The organism is Methanolobus chelungpuianus, assembly GCF_024500045.1.
In the GTDB taxonomy this organism is placed as follows: Archaea; Halobacteriota; Methanosarcinia; order Methanosarcinales; family Methanosarcinaceae; genus Methanolobus; species Methanolobus chelungpuianus.
Map to the genome: position 1 here is coordinate 1 of NZ_JTEO01000006.1, position 14795 is coordinate 14795.

General features: G+C 44.7%; 13 protein-coding genes and 1 pseudogene. 3 read left to right on the plus strand and 11 right to left on the minus strand.

The annotated features are described in order from the left end of the window. Nucleotides 1-229: 229 nt before the first annotated feature. The 4 genes from PV02_RS10265 to PV02_RS10280 form a co-directional block, all read right to left on the minus strand. A complete protein-coding gene (locus tag PV02_RS10265; protein WP_256623328.1) occupies nt 230-1894 on the minus strand; it encodes a PGF-pre-PGF domain-containing protein in 1665 nt (554 codons plus the stop codon). Between the two features lie 65 nt (nt 1895-1959). Beyond that, the gene (locus tag PV02_RS10270) at nt 1960-2406 is read right to left on the minus strand and encodes a hypothetical protein (protein ID WP_256623329.1); all 447 of its coding nucleotides are present in this window, start codon (nt 2404-2406) and stop codon (nt 1960-1962) included. A 1286-nt stretch (nt 2407-3692) separates the two neighbouring features. Beyond that, complete coding sequence (locus PV02_RS10275; protein ID WP_256623330.1) at nt 3693-3980, minus strand: hypothetical protein; 288 nt, start codon at nt 3978-3980, stop codon at nt 3693-3695. Between the two features lie 123 nt (nt 3981-4103). After that, entirely contained in the window at nt 4104-4778 is a 675-nt protein-coding gene (locus PV02_RS10280; protein WP_256623331.1) for a C39 family peptidase, read from the minus strand. A gap of 117 nt (nt 4779-4895) precedes the next feature. On the opposite strand from PV02_RS10280, the pseudogene PV02_RS10285 reads away from it, so the two are divergent. Continuing rightward, a pseudogene (locus PV02_RS10285) lies at nt 4896-5338 on the plus strand (IS5/IS1182 family transposase); the annotation flags it as partial. Nucleotides 5339-6645: 1307 nt separating this feature from the next. Here PV02_RS10285 and PV02_RS10290 read toward each other — a convergent pair. Beyond that, complete coding sequence (locus tag PV02_RS10290; RefSeq protein ID WP_256623332.1) at nt 6646-7668, minus strand: class I SAM-dependent methyltransferase; 1023 nt, start codon at nt 7666-7668, stop codon at nt 6646-6648. 106 nt (nt 7669-7774) lie between these two features. On the opposite strand from PV02_RS10290, the gene msvR reads away from it, so the two are divergent. Next, nucleotides 7775-8509 carry a transcriptional factor MsvR gene (gene msvR, locus PV02_RS10295; RefSeq protein WP_256623333.1) on the plus strand — a complete coding sequence of 245 codons (735 nt, stop codon included), beginning with the start codon at nt 7775-7777 and terminating at the stop codon, nt 8507-8509. A 1-nt stretch (nt 8510) separates the two neighbouring features. Here the strand turns inward: msvR and PV02_RS10300 are convergent, their stop codons facing one another. The 6 genes from PV02_RS10300 to PV02_RS10325 all read right to left on the minus strand — a co-directional run bounded on the left by PV02_RS10300 (nt 8511) and on the right by PV02_RS10325 (nt 13082). Beyond that, nucleotides 8511-9197 (minus strand): DUF2110 family protein, encoded by a 687-nt coding sequence (locus PV02_RS10300; RefSeq protein ID WP_256623334.1) that lies wholly within the window; start codon nt 9195-9197, stop codon nt 8511-8513. Continuing rightward, on the minus strand, nt 9197-9778 hold the full coding sequence (locus PV02_RS10305; RefSeq protein ID WP_256623335.1) for a MarR family transcriptional regulator: 582 nt from the start codon (nt 9776-9778) through the stop codon (nt 9197-9199). The genes PV02_RS10300 and PV02_RS10305 overlap by 1 nt, the downstream gene beginning before the upstream one ends. Nucleotides 9779-9887: 109 nt before the next feature. Then, nucleotides 9888-11051, minus strand: a complete 1164-nt coding sequence (locus PV02_RS10310) for a tRNA (guanine(10)-N(2))-dimethyltransferase (RefSeq protein ID WP_256623336.1) — start codon at nt 11049-11051, stop codon at nt 9888-9890. A gap of 22 nt (nt 11052-11073) precedes the next feature. Continuing rightward, entirely contained in the window at nt 11074-11583 is a 510-nt protein-coding gene (locus PV02_RS10315; RefSeq protein ID WP_256623337.1) for a cupredoxin domain-containing protein, read from the minus strand. 48 nt (nt 11584-11631) lie between these two features. After that, nucleotides 11632-12291 (minus strand): metallophosphoesterase family protein, encoded by a 660-nt coding sequence (locus PV02_RS10320; protein WP_256623338.1) that lies wholly within the window; start codon nt 12289-12291, stop codon nt 11632-11634. 38 nt (nt 12292-12329) lie between these two features. After that, nucleotides 12330-13082 carry a TIGR00266 family protein gene (locus tag PV02_RS10325; RefSeq protein WP_256623339.1) on the minus strand — a complete coding sequence of 251 codons (753 nt, stop codon included), beginning with the start codon at nt 13080-13082 and terminating at the stop codon, nt 12330-12332. A 279-nt stretch (nt 13083-13361) separates the two neighbouring features. Here PV02_RS10325 and PV02_RS10330 point away from each other — a divergent pair, with 279 nt between their 5' ends. Further along, nucleotides 13362-14795, plus strand: coding sequence for an aminotransferase class I/II-fold pyridoxal phosphate-dependent enzyme (locus PV02_RS10330; protein WP_256623340.1), 1434 nt, complete (start codon nt 13362-13364; stop codon nt 14793-14795).

Genomic DNA, 14795 nt, shown 5'->3' on the forward strand with positions numbered 1-14795 from the left:
TATTTCGGAATCGATTATGAAATTGTGTGGGATGTTGTTGGCAATCGGCTGATTGGTTTAAGGGATTCTATCCAGGTAATTCTGATTGAGATATATGAGCAGGAAAAAACATAACCCATATCAATGGGAATTGAACGAATTATGTTTGCCTGATGGCAACATCTTAACAGAATCCTTCTTCCTTTGCGAAAAGAGTATACTATTCTGCAATGCACCATCTTAAAAAAAGTCACTGCTTCCTCTTCAGGAAGCAGGCAATCGATACTATCAGCAGTGTTACAGTGACCGAAAGACCGCGCAGGCTGTTTTCTGCCTGAGCCTCATTTCCGACTGAGCTCTTACTTTCATCCGCAGTGAATGTAACATTGGATGTACTGCGCAATGCTGTTTCATCCAGATTCACTCCTGTGATGGCGAATGGCGAAAAGCCGGGTGTTTCGGCTTGATAGAAGTAGTAGTTCGCATTATTTCCTGTCTGCGTGGTAGAAAGTGCGTTCCACTTGCCATCACTATATCTGTTAAGGACAACTGGGGCAGGGTTTATGCCCTTGTCGTTTATCCAGTTCCTGTCAACTTTGAACCCAATGACAGGATTTTCTATGTTCGTCTCTGTGGCATACCCTGTTTTACCCAGCCAGATGTTAATATGCCTGTAAATGACTCCCTCCGGGGAAGAGGCTGCAAAGGTGGACTTATCTTTCAGTATTTCTACAGTTGCTGTTATCGTGCCTGAGTTCTTCAGGGAGGTGTACTCGATATACTGAATATCATTGTCAGCATCCTTGAAATCAAACTTGACAGAGCCCTTTCCTACAAATATCGAACTGACATCCTTCAATGCAATGTTCTGGGTCTTCTCACCACTGGAACCGCTTCCTCCACTGCCACCACCGCCACCTCCACTTTTGGAAGATGAGGTTCTGGCTGCAGTTACTGTGATATTGAGTGAATCTTTCACATTTGAGTTCGCCACAGATGTGACCCTTACAGTCACATTCCCTGCTGCTTTTCCTGTCAGCAGTCCGGTCTCGCTGATGACAGCATCCTCTGTAATAGTTTCAACGGACCATATAACATTCTTATTGGTAGCATTCTCCGGGTATATGGTTGCAATCATCTGTAGCGTCTTTCCAGTCTCGACAGTGGTTGTTGCCTCTAATAATGAAATACCTGTTACGGGTATTTCGATTACTGTAACTGCTGAGGAACTTTGTACCCCTGAACCATCCTTGGATGTTGCTTTGACGGTCACAGTCCCTGCCTTTGTTCCGGTCAGGAGCCCTGCCTGATTTACAGTTGCATTACACGTACCAGCCACTACTGACCATGTTACATCTTTGTTAGTTGCATCCGCCGGTATTATTGTTGCAGTCATCTGCAGCGTTTTTCCATTCTCAACAGTGGTTGCTGCTCCCGTGACAGTAATAGATGTGACTGGAACATTCTCACCTGTACAGGTTACTGTTTTTACGGGATTGCCTATTAAGAGTCCAGTAATAATGCCTGTTGTACAGTTGTTGATGGTACCAGCGTTGTTAATGAAAAAATCGCCCTCATAATCCTCCCGCTCAATACCTGAAAGTGTTCCGGCATTATTGATAATACCTTCATTTTCATTATAAATATGTCCATAGTTACTGAAAACCATGCCGGAGTTATCGATTGTTCCAGAATTGGTAATAAAACACCAAAGGGCTAGTTCAAATCTACCTGAATTAGTAAGTGTTCCAGAATTGATAATCTCAACATCAGAAAGAGCATAAATACTGCCTGAATTATCAAAATTACCAAAGTTATTAATATAAGTATTAAGAGAGTCCATACTCCCTGAATTGGAGAATTTACCAAAGTTATCAAGTATCCACTCATTAAAGAAATAGCCGGAATTGACCATAGTGCCTGTATTGTTAATAGGGTAATAATTGTGTATACTGCTAGAATTATTAATCGTACCTGAGTTCAAGGTGCGCCCAAAAATGAGATCGCCGGAGTTTTCGATAATACCAGAGTTATCGATGCTGTTCTCACCTCAAATATTGCCAGTGTTGATGATGATGTCACTGTTATCACACTATTATGCAATGTACCAGAATTATTTATACGTCCGAAATTATTAATATGGACATATAAATCGCCGGAGTTTTTTATAAAGCCAGAGTTATCAATCTGGCCAGAACCATCTATGATACCACTATAATCACCATCAATTAGAGGAGCATATTCAATAATAAGAGTACCACCGGCTTCTATTACGAGGGTTTCACCTTCTGGAATTGCAAAACCTTCTCTGACATGTACTGTAAATGTCTCTCCGGAGTGAATTACACTGGGACCCACTATTTCCATTGCATTGGCCATCCCACACAAAGAGAGAAGCACGGCTATTAGAATGATATATTTTTTCATTTATGTACCACCAAATAATTTTGCTGAGTCATAATGGCTTTAAGGTGCATATTAAAATTTCTAAACAATGTTTCTTTTAAGTAAAAGGATATGATTTCTATCAACAAGAAAAGTTTTTCAGGGTATCAATAAAATGTGAAGAATGCATATCATTGTGGTATCTGTTGTATGGTTGTGCTTCAGCCTGTCACGTAGACAGGGCTCTTGTTGATAGGTTGATATTTTTTTATACCTGCTTGTTTTTGAACTCTCTATAATCGATTGTAAAAAGAGCAGTGCAGGATACATATATTTGTCAAATGCACATTTTTGAGATAACTGAGCATGGATTCTGCAAATACTTCAAAATAACTATTAGATCTAATTATTGCATGAATGTTGAGGATTTCTACAGAACCCTAAAAACAAAACTGGTATTTTGGAGCAGAGTTTCCCACCCGTGTGATAGAATTGCCTGTTTGAGTAAAGTCACATCATTTAACCACAACATTCTTGTTTAAATTACTAAGTTGTATACTGATTTTTATCACATCCTCTTATTTTAGATGGTGTAGATTTGCAGAGTATTTTCTCAGTCAAACATCATAAAAAAGATTGACTAAAAAGTAGGGTATGCTTTTCTCAGTATTTTTTCGCATACAATCTGGGATGTCTGGCAAAAATGGCAAATTCCTATAAACTCTGGAATAAACGCGTGAACAAAAACATAGGCATAGAATAATTTTTAACTGTTTGTTGTATAGAGTTGAATTGACAAAAACTCAGTCTTCTACTACACGGGTGGAAACTCTGTGTCGAAAATTGAAAACGGAGAGGGGAACGCATCGATGAATTAAGATATGATTCGTGTGTAAACAAGTAAAATATCGCAAGGTTTGTGATAAATCTCAACTTGCTCTGGTAATCCTTGGGTATTATCAAATGATTAATGCTGGCTTTCTGGGAACAATACTGGAAAGTATTGACGATTATCTCTTTTTACTTGACGATTACTTTACGGTTAGCATTCGATTTTTGTGGAGTATACTGAAAATTAGAAGGGATTATCAGCTTTTTCAGTTAAGATATCAATATAGAAAGAGATGATGAATTGGAGGTTTGATCGTAACATGCGAGCAGGAAACTCCTTGTTATTTTGGTCAGCAGACAACTGACCATTTTCTTGCAATCTTCGGTCAGTGACGGAAAATGAGCTAACCGGTGACCTGAGAGGGCTTTACTCTATAGCATGTGGTCCAGATGGATTACCTGGTCCGGAGATCGAGAATTGCGTATCTTTATTCAGTTCAATCCAACATCAATGCCGGATAAATGGCAGAGAACCAGAAGATCCATGCTATACTTGTGATTATTGCGATCATTATCATTTTTGCAGTATTCGGGTAGAATCGTCCATATATTATTGCTGCAAGGATTCCTGGAGAGAGCATCACAAACGGGGGCCTTAGCAAATAGGGAAGGTACATGAAAAGAAAAGCTAGTGTGTTTGTAGAAATCGTAAGAAAATGATATGTTGTTATTGTTCCTGTTATAGTAGCTAAAGCTATTATGATTTCTTTTATCGATTTTATCATATTTTCTCCAATTGTAGCAAAAACTCTGTAAATATAAATAATTTATCATACAAAAACAAGATTTTCGTCTTAAATGAAAAGTGAACCTTTTTTTATTAGGTTCACTCAATTTTCTATTTTATCTTACCCTAGGAAGGAATACCCTGTTGAAGTGGTGTCACTTGAACAAACATATTGGTAGACATTTTCTTCGTAATTGAAGAGTGTATTATCTGTATTATACCAGTACATAGTGTTTGTTCCGGACAAAGTGTTTGGATCGTTCAGTTTGAAGTATGGGTCGATAAGTGCATCGTAGTATCCTCTGAGGGCTACTGCGTGGCAGGCTCCCCATTGGCTTTCTTCTGTCAGGAAGAACGGTCTTCCTGAATCAATCATGTTCTTAATCTGGCCAATGGTGTAAGACACTGTTCCCGATCTTGTTCCTCTTTGTAGATAGACACCTTGGTCAGATAGGTAAGCCTGTGCCTCGGCTGCGTTCATGTTATCATATCCATTGTACATCCAGATTTCCCATATATCAGGATAGTTTCCAGACCAATACTCTTCAAGCATTGCAGCACTGGTTTCTCCACATGCTCGACTTGCAGCATCATAACTATGGCCATCCCAATATAATTCCCATTGGCTTCTTTGAGGAACTGTCAAGAACTTGCTGGCTTTTATTTCAACTATTGGAGTTGCACTTTCATACATGCTCATTGAGTCGCCAAGGAGACCAATCAGGCATTCTTTTCCATCAATGAGTACAATACCAACAAAACCTCCATGTCCATCTTCATAGAATTCTCCGTGCAAATTATATTTGCCTGCTTTATCGGCTCTGTAGAAAACCTATTTCCTGCTGAAAATTACTTGTTACTTTAAAAATGATAAATCCCCAAAGTGTTACTTGCTACGGAAAACACAAAGGGGATGATTAGTGTTTTGAGTAACAAGTACTTAAAGTTTGTTGATACAGCTAGCGCTATATCAGGAAACTCACATTTACAGATTTACAGTTGCAAGTATTCCAAGAGGACTTATGTGCAGCATCAACTATTGATCTTGGTTTTGTTGAAAGAGCATATGAACACATACTACAGAAGTATCGCTGAACTTGTAGAACTGACGGATAAAGTAAGATCCAAAATCGGATTAAAACAAGTTCCACACTATATTATGCTTGATAAATTCATTAGAAAAATTAATTTTGTTTATTTGAATGGATGATAAAGTAAACACTTAATTTCTTCTATTGCCATGGGGAAAGGATAGAAGCTAATGCTATTGATTCAAGTGGATTTACCAGTGTTCACTGTAGATATTATTATTTATTCAGAACAGGAAAGAAACGTAGATTATTCTTGAGAACAAGCTCTACAAAGCCGGGACTTTTAAACTGCCGGAAATGAGGGATTTTACTCCGCCAAGGACACTTAGCGATAGCCTTAGTAAATCCATATAATTCGTTTGTGGGGCTTTTATACGTGTAGGTATGGGAATATCTGAGTACACTGAAGATCGACTCGCAGGAGAATTATGTGGAATTAACAAAAACTCTAGCACACTGTTTACTTATCTTCTAAAACGATGAAACATGTAATGTCAGAAATCCTTTAAACATTGTCGACATTAAGTCTTTCATATCTACTTCTAATCCATCTGCAGCCTGTTACCAGAACAGATATAATGCAGCTGATATCTGATATTGTCAACTCTCGTGTAACCTGATGGAATGCCCACAATATCCATTGCATTCTGATTATCTTTTCTCACTTTTTTGTTAAACAGCTATTGATCCAACATCAATTATTACATCAGTGCGCCCTCACCTCCATGCTTTATGTTCATTCGTCACCGTGACTGTGCCGAAGGCACAAACGCCTGACAATAAGCAATAGGAAAAACCTGCTATAGATTAGAGTGACTTTAGCAAAAAAGTAGTGTGATTAGACTATATGTCGAGAAAAGGTTTCACATTAATCCTGTTTAAGCCACTTGCAGATAAATTCCTCTCTCACCTGTTCGGAAAATACTACTCTCTTTCTTCCGCCAATAGGTTGTAGTGGCATATATGGTTTAATCAACCTCCACTGTTCATGAGAGAGCTCTCGAATTCCTTTCACATCCCCATAATACCAGTATGGAAAATATTATTTATTGCATGACGTGAGCTCGATTACTGTTAAGCTTAAACAGAATTCAATCTGCAGCTATAAGATACTTGGATTAACGTTAACTGTTTTATCACTTTGTATCTAGTTGATTGTAAAATAAATAATATCTTAAGGTGATTTAGAACCTTTTCTCTTCATTCATTTTCTCCATCCATTTGTAATCATCCATATTCCAGCCGCCATCTTTGAAATACTCCTCCTCATCTTCCTGTTGCGCCTTCAATTTCTTCTGTTTGGCTTTTACCAGTTGTCATTGTAGATACTAGTATTCACTAAGAACAAAGAAAAAGCGTAAATCCTACCTAAAAAGAAGTAATCCTGTGTATTGCGACAAGAACATGTCCTTACACAAATTAATTGATTGTAGCTAATTCTGGATATTCCTTAATTGAGATTTGAAGGGATTAATCCCCTCATTCAACTGATTCTTTCATTTCCTTAATAATTGCCTTCTAGTATTTTTGATACGCTAATAGACAGGTTTTCTGCATAACCTCTTTCTCACATCAATATATCCACGCGTCCACAACCACGTGCCAGACGCCCGGAGAGTATTTCTTCACTTTCCTGCATTCCCTGATATCCACCTGCCTGCCCTCGCGCAGCGCTGCTTCCGTTATCCTGGCTATCGGTCTGTCATAGATCAGTGGCTCCGGTGTGGTCTCATGATAATGCAGCATGCCTCCGGTGCTCTTGATCGCCCTTATCCCATATTCAAGATACTCATGGGTTGTGCCGACATATCCCATGAGCACCCTGTCGGCGATTCCCTGCGGCGTGAGCACTGCACAGTCCCCGTTCATTGCTTCCACGATGTGCCCGACCTTGTTCAGCCGGATGTTCTCCTGCAAGTATGTGAAGGACTCGGGGTTTATCTCTATTGCGTATATCTTTGCGGGTTTTGCATGGACCGCGATAGGTATGGTAAAATAGCCTATTCCTGCGAACATGTCCACGATGAACTCCCCGGAGCCCACGGTGCTCATCAGCTTCTTTTCGTAGAGGTTGCCCTTTGAGAACATCACCTTTGTGACATCGAGCCTGAAAAGGCAGCCGTTCTCTTTATGGGTGGTCTCTGTGGATGTGCCCAGCAGTATCTCCCTTTGGGGCTGCCTGAACTGTCCCTCTATCCCGCGGTCCCGGATCACCGTATGGCACTGGGGATATATCCCAAGCAGTTTACTGGCTATGGACTGCCTATGTCCCTCGATGCGCTCATCGATACTGACAATGATTATTTTCCCCAGGACATGCCAGCCGGAAGGAACAAGGGCGAGGTCATTTTCCGGGATGGTACCCTTAAGGAGGTCTCTAAGGGAATGCTGCCTGATATAATACTCGGGGTCTGGCTGCTCAATGGTTTCCATGCAGGCGATCTCTCCGGTCACAGGGATCTCCAGAAATTCCTCTCCAAGGGTGCTGCTGACCTTTATCTTCCTGCTATGGTCCAGCATTCCCTTGCCCAGGAGTTCACTCCTCAGGGCCTCTGCCTGTGAAACCGGGACAATGACAGCTTTCCTGTGATTCATATCTTACCTGTGCAACTGGGATTCCGGCTCAAATAGTTTACGATGCCTCATTTTTATTCGTTCATCAGCGAACATTTATATAGATTGTTTATTAATTAGGTACTACATGAATAATGGAGACAGTACTGCTATTTTTTCCACAGAAGCTGGTTTCATTGCATTGAACGGTTCTGTCAAAATAAAGATACTGGATTTCTTAAAAACGGGCTCCAGGTCTTTCGATGAGATTGTCGCCCATACCGGGAAGGCAAAAGCAACCATATCCGTCCATCTCAAAGACTTAAAATCGTGTAATCTTCTTGAGGAGCAGATAGACCCCGATGACAGGCGTAAGAAGATCTATTCATTGAAATGTCATTACCTGGCATGTTCTCAGGAACCTGGTGTAAGATACTACAGCGACATGCTGGATATCATCGCCTCCAGTGATATTGAAAGGTATGGCAGCCTCAAATGCGTTTTCTATGCCGTACAATATGGTTTTCTCGCTCACGGTATCAATTGCAACCCCATAATGCGGGACATTGGCAGGGATGTGGGAAGGAGCCTTTCCAATAACCTCATTTCCAATCATCCTGACGACCTGTTCGAGGAAATGATGCTGTTCTGGGAAAAGAACAACATAGGGAGGTTTGCAGTTATCGAGAAGGATCCGCTTAAGATAGCTGTCTATGATTTTTTTGATTGCAGGTCACTACCTATAAAAGCCAAAGTGCTCTGTTCTTTTGTGCAGGGTGTTTTTGAAGGGGTTTTAAGTGACAAGTTCGAGGTGGAATGCACCATGGAAGTTGTCTCTGACTGTACCCAGGGCTGTGAAGCATGCTTTTTTGTCAGGCGCTGAATCAGGCCGCCCTGATCACGCCCAGTTCCCCTTTTACATGCCTGCCAATAGCTGCAACAATGCCGGGGCCGTCTGTCCCCTGGCGGCACGTTATCAGGTGCTCCATTAAGCCAAGGCGCTCGATACCAAATATGTCTCTTGCGTGACCCGTCTTCTTGATGGCTGCCTTTAGCTCTGACCTTGTTACGGAATTGGCTGTCACGTGGTCGTAGCCTGACTTCTTCCATCCCCAGAGGGTATCAAGCTGCCTCTTGGACAGGCGGCCTGTAGACTTCTGCGGGTCCTCTATTTCTATCTCCATGGGCAGGTGGGTTATGATCCCAAAGCGGGAGGCTACCTGTTTCGCTTCTCCTGTACCCAGTGATGCAAGGCTGGCCTGCATGACGGCAACAGGTACTCCTACATCAATAATGATGCGATCGCTCTCAATGGAACTTACAACGCCTTTACAGAGCTCGCCTTTTTTCAGTTCCTTTAATGGGGAACCATGCTTGCCGGCAAGGAAGTTGGCGGCGAACTCTTCATCCTCTCCGCTTATCTCCAGTGTGAGCCAGCCATCTTCCGATGCCAGAAAAGTGACTTCTGCATCAAGTTCCTTGAGGTCGTTATCCAGCAGGATCTGCGCAGCATGGATGGCACGCTCCCTGGTGCCATAGATCTTTATCAATAATCGGGTCTTTGTCATCATTACCCGGATTCCACTTTCTGCTTCATAACAGTATCGAATATGTCCTGTATCCGGGACAGCCTGTCCAGTGATGCGTCGTCAAGCTCATCCTGGTACTGCTCGATACTATTGATAAGAAGCTGGATGTCCCTGCTGAAAGGACCGATCTTCCTCCTCACGGAATCAGGGTCTGCACCGTTGTATTTTGTCTCCTCGAACACAGAACTTATGTTATCGTGCAGTCTTGATATCCTGTCCTCGAGGGAGCCGGGATTGAAAGCAGGCGCAGCTTTCTGCTCTTCCATTTCCTCCTCGAGGCTTTCAGCCATCTCTCCTTCAAGGGCTATTATAAGGTCCTTCAGCGCATCCACCACCTTGTAGCCGTGCTCTGTCAGCTCCACATATTTAACCCGTCCCTCAATGGAGAATCTTACCAGATCGTGCTCCTCCATCTTTGAGAGTATCTTGGTGGTATGGGCAAATGTCGAATTGATCTCTTTGGTTATTACCGACGCATAGGTCTTCTGGAAAGACCAGATAGCAAGAAGTGCAAGTACGGGTTTCTCCTGTAAAAAAAGTTGTTCTGCATATTCCTTTGTCATCAATATCCCCTGCAAGCCCAAGATAGGAGCCTATGAATATAATGCCTATTATTAGGTCATATATTATATATTAATGTATATATCATTACTGGGAAAATAGTATATATGCTTATCGGAGTGAGAACAATATATCCTCTATCTTACCGATGTCTGCGTCTGTCTTAAACGAGGTCCCGCTGAAATGTGTCCTTGATGCGGCGAATCCCCTGTCTCTCAACGCGGTAAGAAAGCCTTCGATCTCAGAAGGTGAGACTCCTATCCTTTTACAGATGATGTGCTGGTCGTAGAACATCGGGACATCAAGCTCGTCCCTGCACAGCTCTATCAGCTTCCTTGCCTGCTCCTTTGTGCCCAGGTTACGGTTCTCTATCTCATTCAGGACCATGTTGCAGAATTCAGGCTGGTGCAGGCTCCCAAGCCACAGAGGCCCTGCAAGGATCCTTTCCGAAGAACAGCGCGTGCACTCCTTCGGAATGAACAGGGCTATCCCTGAAAAGGCCTGCCTCGAACCGCAGGACGGGCAATGGGCAATGTATCCCAGCTGCTCCAGCATGCTGTCAGTTCTCTTTGCCCCCTTGTCTATCTTAAGATAGGTACGCACATAGTGGCGTGTTGCATGTGACAGCAGAGGGCTCATGGCCCTGTCATTGACAGAGAGCTCCCTGGTTATCTTTCCCAGCAGGATGCGTACTCCCATCTCGCTATGATATTCGTTGTTGAAGGGGACAGCAGAGTACTTGCGAATGCCTGAGTGCAGGTGTGCGCCACACAAAGGGGCGGTATCCGTGGCAGTGACCTCAAGCAGGTGTACTGCAGAACGTGCTGCAGCAGCCAGGAAGGGTGCAGGTGTCCCGAACGGGTCAATGTCAACAATGTTGTACCTGTTCTCATGCAGCAGTACATTGGCATTCCTGCGGGTCGCCTCGACCCTGTCTTCAAGGCCAAGGTGTCCTATGTTCTGCCTTATAAGCTGGTAAGCGTCCTCACTCCAGTCGTTCAGGGTTGCGTGGATGCCAGTCTCGTTAGCGATTCTCAGTCCTCGTATACCTGAGGCTGAAAGCGCATCGACGTAGGTTATATCGGAAAGCGCCATATTACGGCGTGCAGAGAGCTCCTTCACGAAAGCAGCCGTAGCAGCCACGGAAATGTCCCGGTTGAGTTCCATGGCGGGATTGTAAAAAACAGGAGCCTGGGAGGGTGGAAAAGAGACATCTTCCAAATGAACTGGAACGAGTACTTCAGTTTCACCCTCTCTGACAGCCCTTATATTCATCCGGTACCCAGAAGATACTTTGTTATATAACGTTAATGGTTCCCTTCATCCTTTCTTCAAAGCCCTGGATCTTATAAGTGTAGGTCCCGGTCTCGTTGAAAGTGTATACATGTCTTCCCCTGTATCCGATCGTCTGATCTTCCCATAGGTCCTCGTTGCTTATGAGCACGAAGTTCCTTGTGGGACTGTTCCTGTTGAACCACACGACCGTATCTCCTTCGTTGATAGTCAGGTTCGCGGGAAGTGCGAGGAAGTTCTCAAGATTCACGGTATACGTACTTGGTCCGGTGGACGGAATAACGGTAACTCCTCCGCTGCTTCCGTTTGTCGGGGATTCGTTGTCAACTGCAGGAGTTTCCTCATCCGTTACCGGTGTTTCATTTCCATCGGCCGGAGTACCTTCATCTACAGTTTCATTTTGTTCTCCCTCGGAAATGTTCTCGTCCGTATCGTCCTGACCATTATCTGACGTACAGCCTGCAACAAGAAGGGAGAATAATATCAGAAATACAGCAATGATTTTCAGATTCATGACATTACCTCAGTTATAATATGTTTTTTGGGGTATAATAGTTTCCTGTCAGGCTTTTATGAGCCTGATATCTATCCTTGGTCTCTCTTCGGCGTGGAGAAGGTTTTCTATGTCGATCAGGGCTGCATATCCGGATGCTGCCATCCCGGGGTTGATAACTATGGTCCCGTTCTGTTCCCTGATCCCTCTTGCCTCGTGGATGTGCCCGCATACTATCAGGCTGACCCTGCCCAGGTATCTGGCCAGCGACCTGCAGCCTACATGGTTCTCGCCAACGGTATCAAGGACCCCGTAAGGAGGGGCGTGGGTAAGGAGCACGACAGGCTGCTGCATTCTCAGTGCGTCATGCATGAGCTGATCAAGCCGTTCTCCGATATCGCACTCCTCTATCTCAAAGGGTGTGCAGAAGGGTGTTGGGTTCGACCCGCCGAACCCTGCAAAAGTGATGCCTTTGAAGTTTTCCACTTTATCATGGAGGCTGGCACAGGAACTATCAAGGAACTGTGCCATCGACAGGGGATCACAGTTCCCGGGTACGGCCATTATTTTCTGGCTGAACATCCCGATAAGTTCCGAAGCTTTCTCCGGAGGTCCAAAATTGGTGATATCTCCTGCGATAAGCACTGCATCTATGATCCCTGCCTTTTCAAGCAGGGGCAGGATGGCGGAATAGTTACCATGCGGGTCTGCGATTGCGAATAATCTCATAAGCCAGCCTCTGTCCTTTCAATAGAAGAAGTTTATCTTCAGAAGGAATTGTCTCCTCCGATCAGCCCGCCCAGGCCTCCCCTGGACTCGTCCCTGCGCTGGAAGTTTGCTGCGGCCACTATCCTGTCTGCAAGACGCGAGAACGGAAGGCTCTGCAGGTAAACTGTTCCAGGACCTTTCAGGGTCGCAAGCACCAGCCCTTCTCCTCCGAAGAGGGCATTCTTGAATCCGCCGACCAGCTGGATGTTATAGTCCACATGTTCGTCGAATGCTACTATACATCCCGTATCGACCCTGATGATCTCGCCCGCCTTAAGTTCTTTCTTGATGATGGTCCCGCCGGCGTGCACAAAGGCGAGCCCGTCACCTGTGAGCCTCTGGAGTATGAATCCCTCGCCTCCGAAAAGGCCGGCTCCTATCTTCTTGGTCAGCGCCACTTCTATATCCACACCCTTTGCAGCGCACAGGAAGGAGTCTTTCTGGCACAGGAAGCGCCCTCCAAGGGCCTTCAGGTCAAGGGGTATTATCTTTCCCGGGTATGGTGCTCCGAAAGCAACATATCCTTTTCCTGATCCCTCGTGCACGTAGCTTGTAATGAAGAAACTCTCGCCTGACAGTGCTCTTTTCAATCCTTTGAAAAGTCCTCCTCCTGTGGAAGTCTCCATTTTTATGCCAGGCCCCATGTACATCATAGCACCGGCCTCTGCCCTTACGGATTCTCCTGGGTCGAGCTCTATCTCTACAAGCTGCATATCATTTCCGATTATATTGTAATCAATCTCATCTGCCATTTTTGTTCCTCTTCCGTATAAAGTACCTTTTATTGCATGTCCCTATAGCAGGCACTTTTAGCTTGGTGAGCTGGCTTTATTAATTTATCTATAGTGAGAATAATTTCTTCCCGGCAAGCCATCCTCTCAAATCAAGGCAATTCATGCCATTTGGTTAAGTGCACAACTGAACTTGAATACCTTAATATATGTCCTGTGCGTAAACAGTTGTTGATTATTGTGTCTGAAGATGAAAACCGGTTTCCTTTTAAACACTATCTACTGGATTTATCTCCCTGTATGCGCGGAGGGCAGGCTGGTCAGCTTACCGGAGGTGAGGAAATCCCGGAATCAGATATTCTTGATTTCAGTGTGAGCCTGAATCCCCTGGGAAGCCCCTTCAGGTATGAGAGAAGCGGCCTTGATATGGTTGCTATCCTGGAAAAAGCAGTGAGGAAGCTGGAACAATACCCGGACAACAGGTATCTCGAACTAAGGTCTGCAGCCTCCAGTTTTATCGGAAGCGGTGCCGGACCGGACAATATAGTGCCCGGCAACGGTTCATGCGAATTGTTCAGGCTCGTACTTGAATCTGTCGCTGAGGAGGGGGACATGGTCATAGTCCCGATGCCCTGTGCTGCCGAATACTACCGTACCTGTGAGGCCCTCGGTGCCGTGCCTCATAAGATCCGGCTGCATGAGATGCTCCATCTGCCAAAGAGGACGCTTGAGAAGGCGAAAGTGATCTTTTTCTCCAATCCCAATAATCCCACAGGTGAACTGGTATCAAGGGACAGGATCCGTGAATTTGCCCTAAGGTGTGCAGAACAGGGAACGCTGCTTGTGGTTGACGAGTCATTCATAGAGCTGTCGGATCCCTCGCAGAGCGTTGCAGACCTTGCTGCGAACAACGATCATCTATTAGTGACCCGTTCCATAGTGAACGCTTTCTCCCTCCCGGGTATCAGGTTCTCCTATGCTGTTACATCCGTTCCCATGGCTTCACGACTGAACGCTGCAAGGCTTTCCTGGAATATCGGAGCGGTCACTGAAGAGATTGCCGGGGCTGTTCTTGGCATGGAGGGCGGTGCGAACAGCGACTACCTTGTCAGGTCGCGTAATTTTATCCGGGAGGAGCGCCAGTATATCAGTGATCGCCTTTCATCCCTGTACGGCTTTAATCCTCTCAAAAGCAGTGCCAACTTCATCCTGGTGAACATGGAAGAGCATTTCATGGATTCGGAACGCTTCACAAAGTGTTTTGCATCCCGCGGGATCCTTGTCAGGGAATGCAGCGATTTCTTTGAAGGGCAAAAGCACTTTATACGGATATCGGTACGCTCAAGGGATGATTTCGAGAAACTGATCTCCAGGCTGGACGAGGTCTACGCTGAGTCAAGCCGTGAAGAGGCCAGGGAAAAGCTTGAGGAGACCCTTGAACAAGGTCCTGAGAGGATCGCTGCGACCAGAGGAACATGCGGATACTATCCCTGCCATTTCCTTGGTCAGGACTGTACCTTTTGCTTCTGTCCCTTCTATGCATGCAATGACGAGAGGACAGGCGGGAAATGGATAGACAGTGCAACCGGCGGCAAAGTATGGAGCTGTGAGCATTGCACACTGCTTCACCAGCCACAGGTGGCGGAGAAGATACTGGATGTCCTCATGGAGGACGGAGATACGGATGAGAATATCCGCAAAGCATGGGCAGAGGTGGTCATGCCCCTTCTTTAA

What these genes read in the sequence shown, in the direction of transcription:
- PV02_RS10265 (WP_256623328.1), bottom strand. Translation starts at nt 1,894, where the DNA reads ATGGTCAATTCCGGCTATTTCTTTAATGAGTGGATACTTGATAACTTT.
- PV02_RS10270 (WP_256623329.1), bottom strand. Translation starts at nt 2,406, where the DNA reads ATGAAAAAATATATCATTCTAATAGCCGTGCTTCTCTCTTTGTGTGGG.
- PV02_RS10275 (WP_256623330.1), bottom strand. Translation starts at nt 3,980, where the DNA reads ATGATAAAATCGATAAAAGAAATCATAATAGCTTTAGCTACTATAACA.
- PV02_RS10290 (WP_256623332.1), bottom strand. Translation starts at nt 7,668, where the DNA reads ATGAATCACAGGAAAGCTGTCATTGTCCCGGTTTCACAGGCAGAGGCC.
- msvR (WP_256623333.1), top strand. Translation starts at nt 7,775, where the DNA reads ATGAATAATGGAGACAGTACTGCTATTTTTTCCACAGAAGCTGGTTTC.
- PV02_RS10300 (WP_256623334.1), bottom strand. Translation starts at nt 9,197, where the DNA reads ATGATGACAAAGACCCGATTATTGATAAAGATCTATGGCACCAGGGAG.
- PV02_RS10305 (WP_256623335.1), bottom strand. Translation starts at nt 9,778, where the DNA reads ATGACAAAGGAATATGCAGAACAACTTTTTTTACAGGAGAAACCCGTA.
- PV02_RS10310 (WP_256623336.1), bottom strand. Translation starts at nt 11,051, where the DNA reads ATGAATATAAGGGCTGTCAGAGAGGGTGAAACTGAAGTACTCGTTCCA.
- PV02_RS10315 (WP_256623337.1), bottom strand. Translation starts at nt 11,583, where the DNA reads ATGAATCTGAAAATCATTGCTGTATTTCTGATATTATTCTCCCTTCTT.
- PV02_RS10320 (WP_256623338.1), bottom strand. Translation starts at nt 12,291, where the DNA reads ATGAGATTATTCGCAATCGCAGACCCGCATGGTAACTATTCCGCCATC.
- PV02_RS10325 (WP_256623339.1), bottom strand. Translation starts at nt 13,082, where the DNA reads ATGGCAGATGAGATTGATTACAATATAATCGGAAATGATATGCAGCTT.
- PV02_RS10330 (WP_256623340.1), top strand. Translation starts at nt 13,362, where the DNA reads ATGCGCGGAGGGCAGGCTGGTCAGCTTACCGGAGGTGAGGAAATCCCG.